Origin of the sequence: Streptomyces sp. CB01881 (assembly GCF_002953255.1) — a bacterium.
Lineage (GTDB): Bacteria > Actinomycetota > Actinomycetes > Streptomycetales > Streptomycetaceae > Kitasatospora.
The window spans coordinates 9698739-9718600 of record NZ_CP026498.1; the positions used below are offsets into that span (position 1 = coordinate 9698739).

A 19862-nucleotide genomic window follows, 5' to 3' on the forward strand; every position below is an offset into this window, starting at 1 on the left:
TGGGTCGGGGCTACGGCGGCGGCCGGTGCCGGACGGGCGGCGCGCGTCAGACCACGCTGTTGGCGTCCTCGTTGGCGTTGTCGAACAGGGCGGCCGCGTGCTGTCCGCTCGTTCCCGCGCTGTTGAGCGTGTTGCGCACACCCTTGATCAGCGAGTGCAGGATCTGGGTGGGTGCGTCGGCGTTCTTGTGGTAGGTCTTCCCGATGTCGTCGTTTCCGGCCGAGTCCCGGTTGAACCCGTCGATGGCGTCGGCCCTCGTCCCCATGAGGTCGACGAGGGCCGACAGCTCGGGGAACTTGGCGAACGCCGCGTAGAGGTCCGACATGGCGGTGAGCTGCTTAGCCACGGAACTCCTCCTGCCGCCCGCGCTTGCGACGCTCCTCCGCGGCCGCGTCGGCGTGGCCGGGCCGCATCGAACGCAACGGCTCCAGCAGGTCGTCCAGTTCGGTCCCGCCGGTCATCGAGCTGCGCAGCATCTCGCCCAGGCCGCTGAACGCGCTCATCCCCTCGATCACCCGCTCGCCGATGTCGGCCCGGGCGGTGTTCAGCACCTCGGTGAGCACCCGGCCGAGCTCGGCCGGCGCCATCGAGCGGTAGGCCGAGGTGTGGAAGGTCAGCGAGACCACCTGCCCCTGCGCCCCGACCACGGCCGTGACCATCCGGTCCTTGGAGGTCGCCGAGGCGGTGGCCGCCTCCAACTCCTTGGCCGTCGCGGCCATCCGCGCCTGTTGCTCGGCCAGGGTGGCCATCGCCTGTTCGATCTGCTCGGCGTACGAGAACGACATCGCCGGCACCTCCGTCTCTTTCCCGTGACGTGTTCCGGGCCCCACGGGGGCAGGACCCGGAACACGCCGGCTTGTGGGCTGTCCGTTCCGTTCTACGGACGGACGCGGCCCGGAGGTTCGGCCGGTCGCGGGAAACCGCTCAGCGGCCGATGACCCCGGTCACGCCACCGGCGTCGGTGCCCCAGACCTCCTCGTCCTCGGCCAGCCAGGTGGTGCGCTGCCGTTCCTTCTCGCCCTGGCCGGCCGCGCCGCCGGCGCCGCCCGGCGGCGGCATCATGGGTGCGCCCGCTCCGCCGGTCGTGGCGACCCGGCGGCCCATCAGCTCGGCCTCCTCCGCGGCGGTGGCCGCCGCGGCCCGCTGGGCGGAGGCGCTGCGCTGCGCGGCCGTCTCCTCGGCCATCGCGGCGGCGCCCTTGGCGACGCCCAGGGTGGTGGCCATCTTGCCGCCGACCCCCAGCGACGGCGGACCCGCGGCCGCGATGCCGCCGCTCGTCCGAAGTCCCGGACCGCCGCCCGACGATTCGCCGAACAGGTCGGTCCCGGTGCCGGTGCCACGCAGTCCGCTCGTACCGCCCGTCCCGAACGTCTCGCCCAGCCCGCCCCACGAGAGGGGCGGACCGGTGTATCCGCCCGTCCCGCCGCCGCCACCCATGAACACACCCCCGGTCGAGCCGCCGGTGGCCACGCCGCCGCGCGAGGCGAGCGCCTGCTCCTCGTCCGACAGCAACTGTTCCAGCGGCGACACGGGCCGCCCGGCCGCGTCCCGGACGATGCCGTCCTTGTCGATGGTCGAGTTCTTGCCCAGCACGACCGGGTTCCCGTTCGCGTCGCGCAGCTTGGCGCCGTCCGGCCCGGTCACCGTGCCGTCGGCGTTCATCTTCGACCCGACCGGGACCCTGAAGACGCTCCCGGTCGACGTCGGCTGCCCGATGGTGGTACCCGCCGGCACGTGCCGGGGCTTCCCGTCGGAGCCCAGCAGGGGCTTGCCGTCGGGCCCGATCAGCTCGCCCTTGTCGTTGACCTTGGTGCCGGGCGGCACGGTCAGGGGCTTGCCGTCCTTGCCCAGCAGCGGCTTGCCGTCCTTGCCGAGGAGCGGCGACTGACCGTTGCCACCGCCGATCCCGCCGGTGCCGCCGCCGATGCCGCTGAGATCGCCCTTCGCGGGGGGCGGCGGCCCGATGTCGGCCTTCGGCGGCGGGGGGAGACCCCCTCCCTTGTCCCCGCCACCGAGATCCGGGCCCTTGCCGCCACTCGATCCGTCGCCTCCGGTCCCGGGCGGGGCGTCCGGGCCGGTCTTGGGCGGATGCTCGGTCGGCAGCGTCATCGTCGGTGCGGTGAAGGTCCCGAGGTAACCGCTCGTGGTGTTGTAGAGCGGGGTCAGGGCCGAATTCGCCTTGTCTGCCGCCGAGTCGAGCTTTTCCACGATCCAGCTTTTCCACTTGTCGACGGCCGTCCTCTCCAGCCAGTCGATGAAGCCGTCACCCGCCATGTCCGTGGGCGGCACGAGTACGCCGGTCTTGGCGGTACTGCCTTTCGCGACACCGAGAGCAAGTGCGAAGTCGGCCTCGTAATTGGCATTGAGGGTGGGTATCACCTGGGCGACCCCCACGGAGAACGCGTACCGTATGCAGGCGTGCGGCCAGAGCCACGATTCCGGGACATCCGGGTGCGTTTCCTCCTGGAGTACCCAGCTGCCGGTGCCCTCGTACGTGGGCTTGCCTCCCCAGGCGGTGTAGCCGTCCATGTAGAGGCTCGCCACCGCGCCGTGCAGCCCGTCACGAGCCTTTTCGATCTGCTGCGCGATGACTTCGCCGTCCCCGCCGAGCCGGATGTGGAGCTCCTCGAACTCGCCCCTCAGCCCGACCAGGATCTCCTTGAACCGGCCGGCCGCGCTGCCCTGGAATTCACTGCCCGCACCGTCGACGGAGTCGGCCCACGCCTGGATCTTCGCCCGCTGGTCCGCGATCCATTTGTCGAGGGTCCTGATACTCGTGGCCGCCGTGGTGAAACTCTTCTCGCTCGTCTTGTCGTTGGCGAGGACGTTGCCCCACAGCAGCGGGCCCAGGACGAGGTCCGCGTTCCGCCTGAAGCTGCCGAAGGCGCTGTACGTGGCCCCCGCAGTCGGTTCGTCCCAGAACGGCCAGTTGCAGGTGACGCCGAGGAGGGTGCTGTACTCGGTTGCTCCTCCCTTGGTGGGGTAGACCCACTCGGCCCACATGTCGTAGCCCGCGACGTCCTCGCTACCGACCGTGCCCTTGACCTTCCGCAGGTCGTTGGTGGCCTTCGGAGCCGTCGTGAGCTTGTGGCCGGTGATCCACTTCTGGGCCGTCACGGCATCGCGGTCCGTGATGCTGGTGTGGTCGGAGCCCGCGAAGGCCCTGATCATGGTTTCCCAGGGGTACGACTTCGAAGGCGCTTCTGCCATGGTTTCATCCCGGTGAGTCGGAGCGGGTCGGGGCGGCTTCACAGCAACGGGCCGGGCGGGCTCTCAACCTCGCCCGGCCGTCGGTGAATCCTCAGACGGTCGTGGTCGAGCCCGTACCGCCCATCAGGTCCTTGAGGATGTCCAGCATCTGCGCCTCCGTGAGGGAGTCGTGCTCCCCGTCACCGAGCTTGCGACCTGCCCTCAGCAGATCCATCCTCAGGAGGTCGATGTCGCCGTGGAGCTTGCCGACGGCTCCGATGACGCTCGTCCGGTACTCCTCGTAGGCCTTCTTCAACGAAACGGCCGGAGCGAACGAGTCGCTCCCGGGGAGCAGCGGCGGAGTGTTGCTCTGATCAGCCTTGTAGCTGTTCACCTCCACCGCGAACTCGAACAGCTTCGCCGCGAACGCCTCCAGGCCGGGGAGCGAGACCTTGATGGTTTCGCTGCTCATGCGCGGTCACCCCCCGCTGCTAGTGGAACCCCTTCGAGGCGTCCGAGTCCGACTGCTGCATGATCTCGTGCATGGTGTTGAGCTTCCTGGCCGCGGCGGCGATGTCCTCGTCCATCTGGCGCTCGTTGTTGGACACCACCCGGGCGAACTCCTCGAACGCGGTGGCCGCCGCGCCCTGGAAGTGGCCGCCGTCGATCACGTTGCTCAACTGCTTGACCAGGGTGTCGAGATTGCCCGACATCATGGACCCGGCCTTCTGGAGCTCCTGGACCGCCTGGGCCACCGTCTCGTGGTGAAGCTGGATGTTTCCGAACTGCATCGGTGTACTCCTCTCGATTCTTCCAGCGGGCCGTCAGGCGCCCTGGAGCCCGTCGTAGATGCCGTCGGCGGCGTGCATCCTGGCGTCCTCCTCGGCCTGGCTGAGGATCTGGTTCGCACCCTGGGTGCTCTGGACGAAGTGCTCGAAGGCCCCGATGACCGTGTTGTACCGCTGCATCCAGTCGTCGATCTTCGCCTGGAAGGTGCTGCTCGCCCCGGAGATGTAGCCGGCGGCGACCTCCTCCTTGATCCGCTCGACCGTGCGGCCGGCGGTCACCATGTTCTCGATCTGCGTCTCCAGGCTCGCGAGGACCTGGCGGATCGCCTCGTCTTCCTTGACCAACATGGGCGGGGTGGACATCGCTGGTGCTCCTTCCTTCTGCTCACGGGGCCGCGGGTGCGGCCCCGCACACGCGTCATCAGGGTCAACGGGTGCTCTGCGCGGGCGGGTTCACCCGCACGCCGAAGAACCCGGGCCGGTCGTCGGCGCGGCCACGACGCCGTCGGCCAGCGCGGCCGGGTCGAGGGCCGGCCCGGCGGGCAGCAGGCCGAGGACCGCAGCCGGAACGGCCACCGGGGCGGCGTTCGCGTAGCCGAGCTGCTTGAGTGCGGCGGCGGACGGCAGCGGGTACTTCACGCCGCCCTCGGTGACCAGGTAGGCGGTGCTGCCCGTGCCCGCGCCGGACAGTGACCGGACCAGCGCTCCGCGGCCCGGCGGGACGGCGATCCGGTCGGCCACCGGACAGCCCGCCGCCACACCCGGCTGGACGGCCGGGGGGCGGCCCGCCGCCGCCTCCGCCCCCGGCAGCACGGTGACGGTGCCGGTGGGTGCGCCGGCACCCGCGTGCAGGTCGGCGCAGACGCCTTCGCCGCGCCCGGGCACGACCAGGGCGGGCGGCGCTTCGGGCAGGGCGGGCGGGGCGGCGGCAGAGACGGGCGCCTTGTGGGCGGCGAGGTCGGCGGCCCCGATCTCCGCCACCGTGGGGGCGGCGTTGCCGTAGGCCTCGCTCTGGGTGCGCGCGTCGCCGCGCAGCAGCTCGAACTGGGTTCTGGTGAGCGGGGCCAGGCCCTCCGCCAGGAGGACGTAGTGCGCACCGCCGGGGGCCTGGAAGAGCTGGCCGGTCCGGGTGGCACGGCCGGCGAGGGCCGGCCCCGGACCACCTCGCCCGGGGACGGCCGGGGCGGCCAGGTCCGGCCCGGCGGGCAGCGCGTTGACCAGGCCGGCCTGTACCCGGAACGGCACGGTGCCGCCGTAGCCGAGCGCCTGCAGCGCCTGGTTGGCGGTGTCGACGCGCAGCCGCTGGCCCTGCCAGAGCAGGTAAACCGTGCCGTCGGGCGTCGAGACCAGGACACCCTGCGCCGGGGCGAGGGCCTTGCCCTCCTTCGCCGGGTCCACCAGCAGCGCCAGTTTCGGGACGACCGGGCTTCCCGGGCCGTTCGGCCCGGGCTGGGTGGTGCCGCAGACGAGCCAGGTGGCACCGGCCAGTTGGGCGGCGGACGGCAGTCCGTCGGGCGCGCCGAGGATGCCGACCGGGCCGCCGCGTGGGGCGCTCTCCAGGGAGTCGCGGCCGACCTGTCGGACCGCCATCTCCTCGCCCGCCACCAGCTTGGCGCTGGTGTCGTTGAGCACGGGGTGCAACTGCCCGCCGAGGTAGAGGTAGCGGGCGCCGTTCTCCTTGACCACCACGAGCGTGCCGGGTTTCGCCCACTCGGTGTCACCGCCGGGTTTCATGACTCCGTAGACGGCCACGCCAAGGCCGATCAACACGGCCACCGCCAGCCCGGTGAGGGCGCCTCTGGTGGTGCGGCCGGTGGGGGTATCGGGCGCGTCGGGCTCGGCCCGCAGCATTCCGGAGGCGAGCCTGTTCATCACGAACAGGTGTGCCTGCACCTGGTCGCGTCGGGACTGCATCCAGTTCCTCCCTGGAGCTCCGGGACGCCGGACCGCGCCCCCGGGGGATGCCGGACCGCGCCCCCACCCCGCTGTACGGCCGCGGCCGGCCGGGAAGTTCACCCGGCCCTGCCAGGGCCGTACGGGCCGGCACCCGGGTCGAGGTGCACCGGCCACCGCCGGACCGCGGCCCACCCCCGCCGGACGAACGGCCGCCCGCCCGGCGAACGGCGGGTGCCACCACCGGCCTACCCGCCGGTAGGCTTCCCCTCGCCGTGCGGGGCGGCGGCGGGACCAGCACGGCTGAGGGTGGCGGGAAGCATGGGGATACGGCTGCTCGGCCCGGTCGAGCTGCGGCTCGCGGACGGCGAGGCCGCCGGGGTGGGCGGCGCGCAGCGGCGGGCGGTGCTCGCCCTGCTCGCGCTGGAACTCGGGCGGGCGGTGCCGGTGGACCGGTTCTTCGAGCTGCTCTGGGCCGACGCGCCGCCGACCCGCGCGAGGGCGGCCCTGCAGGGGCACGTCGCGGCACTGCGCAAGGTCCTGACCGGTTCGGGGTTCACGCTGCTCACCCGGTCGCCCGGCTACCAGCTGACCGGCGAGCCCGGGGCGGTGGACGCGCTCGCCGCCGGGGCGCTGGCCGCGCGCGCCGCGACGACCGCCGACGACGCGGCCGCCGCCGCCCTGCTCCAGCAGGCGCTGCGGCTCTGGCGGGGTGCGGCCCTCGCGGACCTCCCGGCCACCCCGCTCTGCGCCGCCCTGGCCGACCGGCTCGACGACACCCGCACGGAGACCCTGACCGCGTGGGCCGAGCGGCAGCTGCGGCTCGGGCACGGCCACACGGCCGTCCCCGCGCTGGAGCAGAGCGTCCGTGCGGACGGGCTGCGCGAGCCCACCACGGCCCTGCTGATGCGCTGCCTGCACCAGGGCGGCCGGGGTCCGGACGCGCTCCGCGTCTACCACCGGGCCCGCGTGCGGCTGGACGAGGAGTTGGGCGTCACGCCGGGCCCCGCGCTCCAGGCCGCCCTCACCGAGGTCCTGACCGCCGACCGGGCCACCGAGCAGGGCTTCGGCCGAACCGCCGGGCAGCGCTCCGGCCGGCCCACCGACCAGGGCTCCGGCCGGACCACCGAGCAGCCGACCGGTCCCGCCACCGGGGCCTCCGGACCGCCCGCCGTGCCCGTGGCCGGCCAACTGCCCTCCCCGCCCCGGGGTTTCGTCGGCCGTGCGACCGAGGACGGCTGGCTGGACCAGCAGTGCGGGCCGGACCGCAGCGGGGACGGCCTGGCCGTGGTGACCGGCCCGGCCGGCGTGGGCAAGACCGCTCTGGTGGTCCGTTGGGCGCACCGCGCGGCGGCGGGCTTCCCGGACGGCCGGCTCTTCGCGGACCTGCGCGGCTTCGACCCGGCCGGTCCGGCCGATCCCGGGCAGGTGCTGGGGGGCTTCCTACGGGCCCTGGGTGTGCCCGAGACGGCCATCCCCGAGGAGCGGGACGCTCGGGCGGCGCTCTTCCGGGAGCAGACCGGTCGGCGCCGGCTGCTCGTCGTGCTGGACAACGCCCGGTGCGTCGGCGATGTCGCCGGCCTGCTGCCCTCCGGGCCCGGCTGCGCCACGGTGGTCACCAGCCGGAACAGCCTGGAGGACCTGGTGGTCACCGACGGCGCCGCCCTGCTCCAGCTCGACGCGCTGCCCGCCGGGGACGCCCGCCGGCTGCTGGAGCGGCAGCTGACGGCCGAGCGGGTGGCGGCCGAGCCGGACGCGGCCGGGCGGCTGGTCGGGCTCTGCGACCGGCTGCCGCTCGCGCTGCGGATCGTGGCCGCCCGGCTCGCCGCCCGCCCCGGCTGGCGGGTCGCGGACCTGGTGGAGGAGCTCTCCGACGAGCGGACCCGGCTGGCCTCCCTGGGCACCCCGGGCGGGGTGACCAGTGTCCGGACGGCGCTCTCCCTGACCTACCCGCACCTGCCGGACGGCGCGCGGAGCCTGCTCGCGCTGCTGACCGTGCACCCCGGCACCGAGGCCGACCCGTACGCGGCGGCCGCCCTGCTCGGCACGGACGCCGCCGCGGCCCGGCAGGCGCTCGGCCCGCTCACCGCCCACCACCTGCTGACCGAGCCCTCACCCGGCCGCTTCGGCCGGCACGACCTCGTCCGGCTCTACGGCGCGGAGCTGTTCGAGCGGCTCCCCGCGGAGCGCCGGCGGCAGGCGTTCCGGAGCCTGGCCGACTACGAGCTGGTCGCCGCCGGCCTGGCCGTGCGGCGGATGAACCCGTTCCACGAGCCGTTCCGGCCGGCGGGGCCCGGGCCGTTGGCGCTGCCGCGGCTCGCCGACGCGCCGTCCACGCTCGCCTGGTGCCACGCCGAGGAGCCGGTGCTGCGCGCGCTGGTGACGGCCGCCACCGACCGCGGCGAGCACGAACGCGCCTGGCGCCTGGCCCGGGTGACGGCCACCCTGTACTACGGCGCCGGACGCGTCTCCGACCGGCTCGGCTGCCTGCGGATCGGGCTGCGGGCCGCCCGGCTGGACGGCGGCCGCGAGGGCCTCGCGGCCATGGAGGCGGCGACGGCCTGCGCGCTCGGCTCCGCCGGACACGTCGCCGAGGCGCTGCCGCTCGCCGCCCAGGCCGTCGCCCGGACCACCCCGGACGACGGTGACCTGCACATCCACGCCCTCTCGGTACGCGCCTCCATGGCCGCGCTGTCCGGCGACCCGGCCGGGGCCGACCGGCTCTCGCGGGCCGCCCTCGACCTGATCCGGGCGAGCGGGCTGCGCGAGCACGCCGCCACGGTGCTCAGCAACGCGGCGGCGGTCAAGGTCGTCCTCGGCGAGCCGGCGGCGGCGCTGGACCACGCACGGGAGACCCGCGCCCTGCTGGCGGGCAACCCGACGGCCAACGCCCATCTCTGGGCGATGGTCAGCGAGGCCCTCGCCCTTCAGGCGCTGGGCGAGCGGACGGCGGCCGAGCGGGTCTGGCGGGAGGCGCTGCGGCTGTGCCGGTCGACCGGGAACGTGCGGCTGCACGCCCTGACGCGGCGGCACTTCGCCGGGTTCCTGGCCGGGACGGGCCGGGCCGACGAGGCCCGCGAGCACCTGCGGGCGGCGGGCGAGCTCTACACCGCGCACGGGGACGCCCGGCCGGCCGAGGAGCTGGACCGGCTGCTCGCACCGCCACCCGCCGCCGCGGCCGACGACTCCCGGGGCCGCCGCCGGATGCGGATCGCGTGAGCCCGTGCACCGCCCCGGACGACCGAACCCGACCCCGACCCCGATCCCGAACCCGACTCTGACCCCCGACCCCAACCCGAAGCCCAACCCGAACCCGCCGGAGACGACATGACCATCCATCACCTGGACTGCGCCACCATGTGCCCGGTCGGGGGCAGGTTCCTGCTGGGCGCCGGCGGACCGCTGGTCGGACACCTCTCGGCCCACTGCCTGCTGGTGGAGGGGGCGGAGGGCCTGATCCTGGTCGACACCGGCTTCGGGACCGCCGACGTCGCCGACCCCCGCCGGCTCGGGCGTGCCTTCCTCGGCACCGTCCGGCCCCGGCTCGAACCCGCTCGCACCGCGCTGCACCAGGTCCGCGCACTCGGCCACGACCCGCGCGACGTCCGGCACATCGTGCTGACCCACCTCGACCCCGACCACGCCGGCGGGATCGGCGACTTCCCGCACGCCGAGGTCCACGTCCTCGCCGACGAGCTGCGGGCCGCCACGGCGCCGCCGACCCGCGGCGAGCGGGACCGCTACCGCCCGGTCCAGTGGGCCCACGGTCCGCGCTGGGCCGAGCACCGGGCGGACGCCGCCACCGAGGACTGGTACGGCTTCCGGGCGCTCCCCGTCCTGCCGCGCGAGGCGCCCGGTCTCCTGCTCGTCCCGCTGGCGGGGCACACCCGGGGACACTGCGGCGTCGCCGTCCGGGACACGGACGGCTGGCTGCTCCACTGCGGCGACGCCTACTTCTCGCGCACCGACACCGACCCCGCCTCCCCCCGCCGGCCGCCCGCGCTGACGGCCTTCCAGCGCATGATGGCCGTCGACAACCGCGCCCGTCTGCACAACCGCGAGCGCCTGCGCGAGCTGCGCCGCACCCGGCCGGACGAGGTGCGGCTGATCTGCGCCCACGACCCCGCCGACCTCACCCCGTTCCGGGCCGGCCAGACCCGGCCCGGTGGCCGACCCGGCTGACCCGGCCGACCCGGCTGACGGCTGCGGCCGTCCGCCGGGGCCTCGGCGCCTGGGCCCTTGCCCGCGCCTGACCACCTCGCATGCGCGCACGGAGGCGCCGCGTCCCCCGCACGCGGCGCCTCCACACCCTTCCCCCTGGCGTCCACGTACTACGGTGGAGTACATGTCCGAGCTCTCCGTGCGGGATTTCTACGACGACCTGGCCCACGACTACCACCTGATCTTCCGGGACTGGGACGCGAGCATGGCGCACCAGGCCGAGGTACTGGACGGTCTTCTCGGCCGGTGTCTCGGCGCGGGACCGCATACCGTCCTGGACTGCTCGTGCGGGATCGGCACCCAGGCGATCGGGCTGACCTTGGCCGGGCACCAGGTCGTCGGCAGCGACCTGAGCCCGGTCGCCGCCGCACGCGCCGCCACCGAGGCGGCGGCCCGAGGCGGCCGGCTTCCGGCCGCTGCCGCCGACATGCGCGAACTGCCCTTCAAGGACGGGACCTTCGACGTCGTCCTCTGCGCGGACAACGCACTTCCGCATCTGCTCTCCCCGCAGGATCTCCGGACAGCACTCCTCGGCATGGGACGGGTGCTCCGAGACGACGGCCTGTTGCTGCTGACCGTCCGGGACTATGACGAGGCGCGCCGGAACAGGCCCACGGCAACACCTCCCCAGGTCTCGGACACACGCGACGGCCAGGTGATCACCTTCCAGCTGTGGCACTGGCACGAGGACGGCGAGCGCTACGACCTGGAGCACTTCCAGCTCACCCCCGCAGAGGGCACCTGGGCTGTCCGGGTCCGCCGGAGCACCTACTGGGCGCTGACACGCTCGCAGTTGACCGAGTTCGTGGCTGAAGCCGGCTTCACCGGCATCACCTGGCACAGTCCGGCCTCCAGCGGGTACTACCAGCCCGTACTCACCGCACGGCGCGCGCACTCCGTGCGGTAGTCCGGACACCGGTTCCGTCCCCCGGGCTCCCTGGTCATCTGTCGCAGGCCGGCGAACGCTGCCGGTCGGAGCCCTAGCGAGTAGTTCCGAAGTCGGCTGGGTTCGCCGGTTCTGCCTCGGATGTGCAGGGAAGGCGTCCAACATCGGGTTGGTGACGACCACAGAGCTGGACACTCTCCCGACCCGGCCGTGGCGCTGGCCGCTGGCGAGGCCTTCTCCGGCGTCGGCGAGACCCGGAGCGGCAAGCCCGACATTGATCTTCGCTGGTCTGTGGTGGTGCTCGGTGCCTGCTTGTCTGCGTGCGGCGGCCCGCAGCCATCCCAGAGCTGGCGGCCTCCATGCGATCGGAAGCCCAACACGACGGAAGCGCAAGCGCGCCGCCGTCTGACCAGACACCGCAAAGCCCAGACAGCACATCGGTTCCGGTCGCCGGTGATGGCCCGGCTTCCGGGCTATTGCTGCGGCGGGCGGGGCGCGGTGACCGCGACATCCACGGGTCGGGTCAGTGCGGCAGTTGGCTGTCCATGCTGCCCCACAGTTCGGCGATTCGGCCCTCGGTGACCCTGAAGATCTCCAGCAGGGTGCCGCCAGCCGCGTCTGGGTCGGCGGAGAAGCCGTAGACGGTCGAGCGCAACGCCACCCGGTCCCCGTCGACCAGTATGTCCTCGACGACGCTCCGCGCGGATGGGTATGCCGTAACCATTGCCGCCCAGGCGGCCTTCAGAGCTTCGAGGCCTCCCCGCAGCGGGTGACTGTAGAAGTCGGGCGCGAAGATCTCGTCCGCGGCGGCGATGTCCCGCGTGTTGAAAGCCTCGTGCATGCGGTGTGCGAGCTGATGGGAGTCGGGGCTCGTCATGAACGCTTCCCTCCTTACAGGCGGGTACGAATTGTGTCACTGCTCGCAGCAACGTGTCGTGGAAATCCTTCGAGCGTACGTGTGTTGATGGTCAGTCATGAGTACCCGTGCTGGGCGTGGTCGCTGTAGACAAGTAGTCCGAAGTTCTGCCCCGCCAAAGGGACGAGGGTGTCCAAGATCAGTTTGTGACGACCGACCTGGACACCCTCTTGACCGCACTCTACGTGAAGATCGACGACGAGATCGGAGGAACGCGGTGGCTGGGCCGCCCGCCTCTGCTCAGCGACTCCGAACTCGTCTGCCTCGCGGTGGCCCAGGCTCTGCTCGGCTACCACTCCGAGGCCCGCTGGCTGCGCTACGCGCGCAAGCACCTGTCCGGCATGTTCCCGTACCTGCCTCAACGCGCGGGCTACAACAAGCGCCTGCGGGCCGCACTTCCGCTGGTCAAACGCACGATCCGGGAACTGGCCCGGGACAGCGACTTCTGGACCGACACCGTCTGGATCACCGACTCCACCCCCGTACCGTGCGGCACGTCGCGCCCCACCGCCCAGCGATCCGACCTGGCAGGCTGGACCGGCTACGGCTACTGCGCCTCCCACTCCCGGTTCTTCTGGGGCCTGCGCCTGTACTTGGTGTGCACGCCGACTGGCATGCCGATCCTGTGGGCGCCGGCCAACCCGAAGATCGACGAGCGCGAGGTCCTGGCCGCGATGCTCAAAGTCGACGCCGAGCTGGTCGCCCGGCGCGACGGGATCCTGCTCATCTCCGACAAGGGCTTCGCCTCGAAGGTGTTCGAGCGGGAACTCGCCGAGCTGGGCATCGAGTTGCTGAGGCCGTCGTTCAAGCGCGAGAAGCGGCGGTTCGGCGAGCCGATGCTCAAGAAGGTCCGCCAGCTCATCGAGTCGGTGAACGACACCCTCAAAGGCCAGCTCGACCTGGAACAACACGGCGGGCGGACCTTCGAGGGCGTCGCGATCCGGGTGGCCCAGCGACTTTTGGCGATGGCTGCCGGGATCTGGCACAACAACCAGACCGGCGCCCCCGTCACCCGCTCCCTCATCGCGTTCGACCACTGATCACATCGGATCTACTCGTCTAGAAGTTCGCTGAAAATCAGGGGTTCTGGCTCCGCGTCACTCGGTGTGGGGCCAGACTGCTGGTGTGCAGGGACAGTGGGATGGGGAACTGGTCGGGCCGGACGTCTGGGAGACCTGCCGGGAGCTGATCCCGGTGGGGAGCGTGTTCGCGTTCCTGGCCGAGCACATGGTCTTCCACCGGCCGGACGATCCGCGCGCGCCCCGCCCCGGCGCGGCGGCCCGGGGCTGAGCGACCGTGCTGGACGTCGTCGAGCTCACCCTCGGACAGCAGCCGGCCGGTGGACGGGCCGCCGGTGAGCGTGATCTGGCTGCACGGCATGGGCCAGGACCCGTCCGCCCTGATGCCGACCGCCCGGCTGCTCGGCCCGCCCGGGCCGGCCCCGCGCGGGCTGTTCCCGCGGGCGCCGGAGCAGCCGGGCGGGCTGGGCGGCGGCCGGGTGGTGCGCGCCTGGTTCCCGCAGAGCGTCTTCAGCCTCGACCGGATCGGCCTGCCCGACGTCCTCGCCATGGCCGAGCGCCTGCGAGGTGGTGGACGCCGAGACGGCCCGGACCGGCACGGGCCGGGTGCTGCTGGCGGGCTTCTCGCAGGGGGCGGTCATGGCCCTGGTCACCTGCCTGCTCCACCCCGCCCCGCTGGCCGGGCTCGCCCTCAGCGCCCCCTACCTGCCGGGCGGCCTCGCCGCCTGCCTGGCCGAACGCCGCACCCCGGCCAGCACGGCGACCCCGGTGTGGATCGCCCACGGCGCCGACGACTGGGTGATCCCGCCCTCCGCCGGCGCCCACGTCCGCGACACGCTCCTCGCCTGGGGCCATCCGGTGAGCTGGCACCACCTCCCCGCCGGTCACACGCCCTTCCCCGCTCCGCCGGCCGCTCTCCTGCGCTTCCTGACCGCCTGCCGGTCCGGTCGTGGCTGACCGGCCGGGGTCCGCGGGCCCCGGCCGGTCGGCGGGGACGGCTACTGGGGGGTGACGTAGGCGCCGGAGATACCGCCGTCGACGAGGAAGGTGTTGGCGGTCATGAAGGACGAGTCGTCGGAGGCCAGGAAGGCGACCGCGGCGGCGATCTCCTCCGGCTCCGCGAAGCGGCCGAGCGGGATGTGGACGAGGCGGCGGGCGGCGCGCTCCGGGTCCTTGGCGAACAGCTCCTGGAGCAGCGGGGTGTTGACCGGGCCGGGGCAGAGGGCGTTGACGCGGACGCCCTCGCGGGCGAACTGCACGCCCAGCTCGCGGGACATCGCCAGGACGCCGCCCTTGGAGGCGCTGTAGGAGATCTGCGAGGTGGCGGCGCCCATCACGGCCACGAAGGAGGCCGTGTTGATGATGGAGCCCTTGCCCTGGCGCCGCATGTGCGGGATGGCGTACTTGCAGCAGAGGTAGACGCTGGTCAGGTTGACCTCCTGGACGCGCTTCCAGGCGTCCAGGCCGGTGGTGAGGATGGAGTCGTCGTCGGGCGGGGAGATGCCCGCGTTGTTGAAGGCGATGTCGAGCCGCCCGTACTCGTCCACGGCCCGCTGGAAGAGGGCCTCCACCGCCCGCTCGTCGGTGACGTCGGCCTCGATGAAGAGGCCGCCGACCTCGTTGGCGGCCTTGGCGCCCGTCTCCGGGTCGAGGTCGACGCAGACCACCTTGGCCCCCTCGGCGGCGAACCGCCTGGCGGTGGCCAGGCCGATGCCGCTGCCGGCGCCGGTGATGACGGCCACCCGGCCGGCCAGTCGCTCGTTCAGTCGCTCGGTCATGCTGATCACTCCTCCGTGGAGATGAAGACGTTCTTGGTCTGGGTGAAGGCGTCGAGGGCGTCCGGGCCGAGCTCACGGCCGAGGCCGGACTGCTTGAAGCCGCCGAACGGTGTCGAATAGCGCACCGAGGAGTGCGAGTTGACGGAGAGGTTGCCGGCCTCGACCCCGCGGCAGACCCGCAGGGCGCGGCCGACGTCCCTGGTCCACACGGAGCCGGAGAGCCCGTACTCGGTGGCGTTGGCGATGCGCACGGCGTCCTGCTCGTCGCGGAACGGGACGACGGTCACGACCGGGCCGAAGATCTCCTCGGTGAACGCCCGGTCGTCGTGCCGCACGGGCGCCAGCACCGTCGGCGGGTACCAGAAGCCGGGCCCGTCGGGGGCGCTGCCGCGGAAGGCGACCGCCGACCCGTCCGGTACGTAGGAGGCGACCCTGGCGCGGTGGGCGGCGGAGATCAGCGGGCCCATCTCGGTCTTCTCGTCGGCCGGGTCGCCGACCCGCACACCCCGGACGGCGGGCTCCAGCAACGCCATGAACTCGTCGTAGGCCGAGGCCTCGACGAGGATCCGGGAGCGGGCGCAGCAGTCCTGGCCGGCGTTGTCGAAGACGGCGTAGGGGGCGGTGGCGGCGGCCTTGGCGAGGTCGGCGTCGGCGAAGACGACGTTGGCGCTCTTGCCGCCGAGTTCGAGGGTGACCGGCTTCACCTGGGCGGCGCAGCCCGCCATGATCTCCTTGCCGACCCGGGTGGATCCCGTGAACACCACCTTCCGCACGTCCGGGTGGCTGACGAAGCGCTGACCGACCACCGGGCCGCGGCCGGGCAGGATCTGCAGCACGCCCTCGGGGAGGCCCGCCGCGAGGGCCAGTTCGCCGAGGCGCAGGGCGGTGAGCGGGGTGAGCTCGGCCGGCTTGACGATGACGGTGTTGCCGGCGGCGAGGGCGGGGGCCAGCGCCCACGCGGCGATCGGCATCGGGAAGTTCCACGGCACGATGACGCCGACGACGCCGAGCGGTTCCTGGAAGGTGACGTCGAGACCGCCGGCGACCGGGATCTGCCGTCCGAAGAGCCGTTCCGGGGCGGCGGCGTAGTACTCGATGACGTCGCGCGCGTTGCCGGCCTCCCAGCGGGCGTTGCCGATGGTGTGGCCGGCGTTGGCGACCTCCAGTGCGGCGAGGTGCTCGCGGTCCGCGTCGACGGCGGCGGCGAAGGCGCGCAGCAGGCGGGCGCGGTCGGCGGGGGTGACGCGGCGCCAGGTGTCGAAGGCGGCGCGGGCGCGGGCGACGGCGGCGTCGGTCTCGGCGAGGCCGGCCAGCGTGACGGTGGTGATCACCTCCTCGGTGGCGGGGTTGACGACCTCGAAGAGGTCCGGTTCGGTCATCGTGCGGTCTCCCTGTGGCTGGTGGTGGCGAGCGCGGCGGTGCTGAGCGCCTGGAAGAGGCGCAGGTCGTCGGGGTCGGTCTCGGGGTGCCACTGGACGCCCAGCGCGAATCGGCGGCCGGGCAGTTCGAGTGCCTCGACGGTGCCGTCGGCGCTGTGGGCGGTGGCGACCAGCCCGGTGCCGAGCCGGGCGACGGCCTGGTGGTGGTAGCAGGAGACGTCGGCGGCGGGCCCGAGCACGGCGGCGGTCCGGCTGCCGTCGTGGACGTCGACGCGGTGGCGGACGAACCCGGCCGGGACGATCTGGTGGCTGCGCTCGGGCAGGTGCTGGAGGAGCGTGCCGCCGAGGGCGACGTTGAGCAGCTGCATGCCGCGGCAGACGCCGAGCAGCGGCAGGTCGCGCTCCAGCGCGCCGAGCAGCAGGTCGTTCTCCCAGTCGTCGCGGGCCCGGTGCGGCGGGCCGGTGTGCGGGCCGGCGGCGGCCGCGTAGCGGGCCGGGTCGATGTCGGGGCCGCCGGCCAGGACCAGCCCGTCCAGTGCGTCGAGCAGGTGGCCGACGCCGCCGGGCTGCGGCGGCAGCAGGACGGGCGTGCCGCCGGCCCGGGCGACGGCGTCGACGTAGGTCTGCGGGACGAGCGAGGCGCGCTGGTGCCAGACGGCCCAGGCGGCCTCGTCCTGGTAGCTGGTGATGCCGATCAGGGGGCGTCGGCGGTGGTCGCGGTTCACAGCCGCTCGAATCCGCGGCGCCGCTCCCAGTCGGTCACCGCCCGGTCGTAGGCGGCGAGTTCGACCCGGCCGGCGTGGGTGTAGTGGCGGACGACGTCCTTGCCGAAGGCCGCACCGGCGGCGGCGCTGCGCTCGAAGGCGGTGACCGCGTCGCGCAGCGTGGCCGGCACCCTGGGGGCGTCGGAGGCGTAGGCGTTGCCGGTGAACTCCGGTTCGAGTTCGAGCTGTTGCTCGACGCCGTGCAGGCCGGCCGCGATCAGGGCGGCGACCGCGAGGTACGGGTTGACGTCGCCGCCGGGGACGCGGTTCTCGAAGCGCAGCGAGGGGCCGTGGCCGACCACCCGCAGGGCGCAGGTGCGGTTGTCCCGCCCCCAGGCGATCGCGGTGGGCGCGAAGCTGCCGGGCACGTAGCGCTTGTAGGAGTTGACGGTGGGGGCGAACAGCAGCGAGAAGTCGGCCAGGCAGGCGAGTTGGCCGGCCAGGAAGTGCTCCATGGTGCGGGAGAAGCCGTGCGGCCGGTCGCCCGCGAACACGGGGGTGCCCTGCTCGTCACGCAGGCTGAGGTGGATGTGACAGGAGTTGCCCTCGCGTTCGTCGTACTTGGCCATGAAGGTGAGGCTGTAGCCCTCCTGGGCGGCGATCTCCTTGGCGCCGGTCTTGTAGACGGAGTGGTCGTCGCAGGTGGTGAGGGCGTCGGCGTACTTGAAGGCGATCTCGTGCTGGCCCAGGTTGCACTCGCCCTTGGCCGACTCGACGGTGAGGCCGGCGCCGGCCATCCCGTTGCGCAGCCGGCGCAGCAGGGGTTCGATCCGGCCGGTGCCGAGGACGGAGTAGTCCACGTTGTACTGGTTGGCCGGGGTGAGCCGGGTGTAGTCCTTGTCCCAGGCCTGCTCGTAGGTGTCGCGGAAGACGATGAACTCCAGCTCGGTGGCGGCGTGGGCCTGCCAGCCGTATCCGGCCAGCCGGTCGAGCTGGCGGCGCAGGATCTGCCGCGGGGAGACGGCGACGGGCGTGCCGTCGTGGTGGGCGACGTCGCACTGGACCATGACGGTGGCGGGGTGCCAGGGGACCGCGCGCAGGGTGGCGAGGTCGGGGCGGAGCACGAGGTCGCCGTAGCCGCTCTCCCAGGAGGAGATGTCGTAGCCGTCCACGGTGTTCATGTCGACGTCGACGGCGAGCAGGTAGCCGCAGCCCTCGGCGGCGTTCGGGACGACGTCGGCGAGGAAGTACGGCGCGGCGACGCGTTTGCCCTGGAGGCGGCCCTGCATGTCGGTCATCGCGAGCACGACGGTGTCGACGGACCCGTCGGCCACGCGGGTGCGCAGCTCGTCGAGGGTGAGCCGGGGGCTGTTCAACGGATCTCCAGTGCGTCTTCGGCGTCCGGTGCGGCCGGGCCCTGCGGTGTCTCGTGGATGCGGGGGCCGGTGAACCAGTGACGGGCGGAGGCGAGCCACCAGAGGCCGGCGAAGCCGACGACCACGGCGACGGCCACGGGCGTGTAGTTGAAGCTCTCTGCGGTGATCGGGTTGACGGTGGGGAGCATGAACAGGACGGTGATCACGGCCGTCCAGCCGACCGCGACGGTGCCGATCATCCGGCTCCAGCGGCCCAGGTGCCAGGGACCACGCGGGAAGGCCTCGCCCTGGCGCAGCCGCAGGTAGACCGGGATGACGTAGGAGATGTAGAGGCCGATCACCGAGATCGAGGTGACGGCGGTGTACGCGGTGGTGTTCCAGAGCGCGGGCAGGCCGAGCAGCAGGGCGCCGCCGGTCGCCAGCCAGACCGCGTTGGTGGGGGTCTGGGTGCGCGGGTCGATGCGGTGCCAGAGGGCCGAGCCCGGCAGTGCGCCGTCCCGCGAGAAGGCGTAGATCATGCGGGAGTTGGCGGTGACGGAGGCCATGCCGCAGAAGAACTGGGCGCCGATGACGATCAGCAGGAGCAGTTCGGCGCCGTTGACGCCGATCGCGTCGATGAAGATCTGTGCGGGTGCCACGCCGGTGTCGCTGGCCAGCGCGCCGTCGTAGTCGCGGATGGCGAAGGTGATGCCCAGCAGCAGGATCCACCCGGCGACCAGGGAGACGGTGATGGCGTTGACGATGCCGCGCGGCCCGGAGCGGGCGGCGTCGTGGGTCTCCTCGGTCATGTGGGCGGAGGCGTCGTAGCCGGTGAGGGTGTACTGGGCGAGCAGCAGGCCGAGCATGGCCACGTAGAGCTGGTTGTGGAAGCCGGTGTTGTTGACGAACTCGGTGAACACGAAGGAGGCGGAGGCGTGCTGGTCGGGCAGCAGGACGAGCGCGCCGACGATGACGGCGACGCCGACCAGGTGCCACCAGACGGACAGGTTGTTGAGGAAGGCGACGAGGCGCACGCCGCGGGTGTTGAGCAGGCCGTGCAGGAGCAGGATGACGGCGAAGATCTCCACCGTGTGCGCGGGGCTCGCGGCGAAGCCGAACTGGAGGCTGAGGAAGGCGTTGGCGAAGAACGCGGCACCGTAGTCGACGCCGGCGGTCACCGCGACCTGTCCGAGGAAGTTGAACCAGCCGGTGAACCAGCTCCAGGCAGGTCCGCTGCTGCGGGCCAGCTTGGCCGACCAGTAGTACAGGCCGCCCGCGGTCGGGTAGCTGGAGCAGATCTCGGCCATCGCCAGCCCGACGCAGAGCGTCAGCAGGCCGACCACCGGCCAGCCCCAGACGATCATCGCGGGGCCGCCGGCGTTCATCCCCGTCCCGTAGAGGGTGAGACAGCCGGACAGGATGGAGACGATGGAGAAGGAGACGGCGAAGTTGGAGAAGCCCGACATCGAACGGGCGAGCTCCTGGGTGTAGCCGAGCTCGCGCAGCCGTTGTTCGTCGGCGGAGAGCCCACCGGCGGAGGCAGCGGTGTCGGAGGAGGAGGCGGTGTCGGAGGAGACATGGGCGGAGGCAGGATCGCCGCCGGCGGTAACGGGGGATGTGCCTGCCGGAAACACCGGCGGGGCAGGCTGGTCGGGTGAGCGTTCGTCGGTCATGGGCACCCCTGGGGGTTGAGGGTGTGCCGGCGGACGGGCGGCCACGGCGGTGTGGCACGCC

Annotated in this window: 19 protein-coding genes; 6 read left to right on the forward strand and 13 right to left on the reverse strand. The window is 73.0% G+C overall.

The annotated features are described in order from the left end of the window. Window positions 1-46: 46 nt before the first annotated feature. The 7 genes from C2142_RS31720 to eccB form a co-directional block, all read right to left on the reverse strand. Window positions 47-346, reverse strand: coding sequence for a hypothetical protein (locus tag C2142_RS31720; protein WP_148646262.1), 300 nt, complete (start codon window positions 344-346; stop codon window positions 47-49). Next, a complete protein-coding gene (locus tag C2142_RS31725; protein WP_148646263.1) occupies window positions 339-785 on the reverse strand; it encodes a YbaB/EbfC family nucleoid-associated protein in 447 nt (148 codons plus the stop codon). The genes C2142_RS31720 and C2142_RS31725 overlap by 8 nt, the downstream gene beginning before the upstream one ends. 139 nt (window positions 786-924) lie before the next feature. Next, window positions 925-3210: a hypothetical protein gene (locus C2142_RS31730; protein WP_148646264.1), complete on the reverse strand. Its 2286-nt coding sequence runs from the start codon at window positions 3208-3210 to the stop codon at window positions 925-927. 91 nt (window positions 3211-3301) lie between these two features. Beyond that, window positions 3302-3661: a hypothetical protein gene (locus C2142_RS31735; RefSeq protein WP_148646265.1), complete on the reverse strand. Its 360-nt coding sequence runs from the start codon at window positions 3659-3661 to the stop codon at window positions 3302-3304. Window positions 3662-3680: 19 nt separating this feature from the next. Continuing rightward, window positions 3681-3980 (reverse strand): WXG100 family type VII secretion target, encoded by a 300-nt coding sequence (locus tag C2142_RS31740; RefSeq protein WP_148646266.1) that lies wholly within the window; start codon window positions 3978-3980, stop codon window positions 3681-3683. 33 nt (window positions 3981-4013) lie between these two features. Further along, complete coding sequence (locus C2142_RS31745; protein ID WP_148646267.1) at window positions 4014-4340, reverse strand: hypothetical protein; 327 nt, start codon at window positions 4338-4340, stop codon at window positions 4014-4016. 90 nt (window positions 4341-4430) lie between these two features. Beyond that, entirely contained in the window at window positions 4431-5891 is a 1461-nt protein-coding gene (gene eccB, locus C2142_RS31750) for a type VII secretion protein EccB (RefSeq protein WP_148646268.1), read from the reverse strand. A gap of 300 nt (window positions 5892-6191) precedes the next feature. Here eccB and C2142_RS31755 point away from each other — a divergent pair, with 300 nt between their 5' ends. From C2142_RS31755 to C2142_RS31765, 3 genes are all read left to right on the forward strand, one after another. Then, window positions 6192-9089 carry a BTAD domain-containing putative transcriptional regulator gene (locus tag C2142_RS31755; RefSeq protein WP_148646269.1) on the forward strand — a complete coding sequence of 966 codons (2898 nt, stop codon included), beginning with the start codon at window positions 6192-6194 and terminating at the stop codon, window positions 9087-9089. 108 nt (window positions 9090-9197) lie between these two features. Then, entirely contained in the window at window positions 9198-10052 is an 855-nt protein-coding gene (locus tag C2142_RS31760) for an MBL fold metallo-hydrolase (RefSeq protein ID WP_148646270.1), read from the forward strand. Between the two features lie 163 nt (window positions 10053-10215). Beyond that, the gene (locus C2142_RS31765; protein WP_148646271.1) at window positions 10216-10998 is read left to right on the forward strand and encodes a class I SAM-dependent methyltransferase; all 783 of its coding nucleotides are present in this window, start codon (window positions 10216-10218) and stop codon (window positions 10996-10998) included. A gap of 502 nt (window positions 10999-11500) precedes the next feature. Here C2142_RS31765 and C2142_RS31770 read toward each other — a convergent pair. Further along, complete coding sequence (locus C2142_RS31770) at window positions 11501-11854, reverse strand: nuclear transport factor 2 family protein (RefSeq protein ID WP_148646272.1); 354 nt, start codon at window positions 11852-11854, stop codon at window positions 11501-11503. 185 nt (window positions 11855-12039) lie between these two features. Here C2142_RS31770 and C2142_RS31775 point away from each other — a divergent pair, with 185 nt between their 5' ends. The 3 genes from C2142_RS31775 (at window position 12040) to C2142_RS31785 (ending at window position 13869) form a co-directional block, all read left to right on the forward strand. After that, window positions 12040-12933 (forward strand): IS982 family transposase, encoded by an 894-nt coding sequence (locus C2142_RS31775; protein ID WP_148646273.1) that lies wholly within the window; start codon window positions 12040-12042, stop codon window positions 12931-12933. An 85-nt stretch (window positions 12934-13018) separates the two neighbouring features. Continuing rightward, window positions 13019-13183 (forward strand): hypothetical protein, encoded by a 165-nt coding sequence (locus C2142_RS31780; protein ID WP_153882836.1) that lies wholly within the window; start codon window positions 13019-13021, stop codon window positions 13181-13183. A gap of 299 nt (window positions 13184-13482) precedes the next feature. Next, complete coding sequence (locus tag C2142_RS31785; RefSeq protein WP_148646274.1) at window positions 13483-13869, forward strand: hypothetical protein; 387 nt, start codon at window positions 13483-13485, stop codon at window positions 13867-13869. 41 nt (window positions 13870-13910) lie between these two features. On the opposite strand, the gene C2142_RS31790 is transcribed toward C2142_RS31785, so the two are convergent. From C2142_RS31790 to C2142_RS31810, 5 genes are read right to left on the reverse strand one after another with little or no spacing between them, the layout of a single operon-like run. Continuing rightward, window positions 13911-14690, reverse strand: a complete 780-nt coding sequence (locus C2142_RS31790) for a 3-oxoacyl-ACP reductase (protein ID WP_148646275.1) — start codon at window positions 14688-14690, stop codon at window positions 13911-13913. 5 nt (window positions 14691-14695) lie between these two features. Further along, a complete protein-coding gene (locus C2142_RS31795; protein WP_148646276.1) occupies window positions 14696-16069 on the reverse strand; it encodes an aldehyde dehydrogenase family protein in 1374 nt (457 codons plus the stop codon). Next, window positions 16066-16794 (reverse strand): gamma-glutamyl-gamma-aminobutyrate hydrolase family protein, encoded by a 729-nt coding sequence (locus tag C2142_RS31800; RefSeq protein WP_148646277.1) that lies wholly within the window; start codon window positions 16792-16794, stop codon window positions 16066-16068. The genes C2142_RS31795 and C2142_RS31800 overlap by 4 nt, the downstream gene beginning before the upstream one ends. Then, complete coding sequence (locus C2142_RS31805) at window positions 16791-18149, reverse strand: glutamine synthetase family protein (protein WP_148646278.1); 1359 nt, start codon at window positions 18147-18149, stop codon at window positions 16791-16793. The genes C2142_RS31800 and C2142_RS31805 overlap by 4 nt, the downstream gene beginning before the upstream one ends. Further along, window positions 18146-19801 (reverse strand): amino acid permease, encoded by a 1656-nt coding sequence (locus tag C2142_RS31810; protein WP_241002895.1) that lies wholly within the window; start codon window positions 19799-19801, stop codon window positions 18146-18148. The genes C2142_RS31805 and C2142_RS31810 overlap by 4 nt, the downstream gene beginning before the upstream one ends. Window positions 19802-19862: the final 61 nt, after the last annotated feature.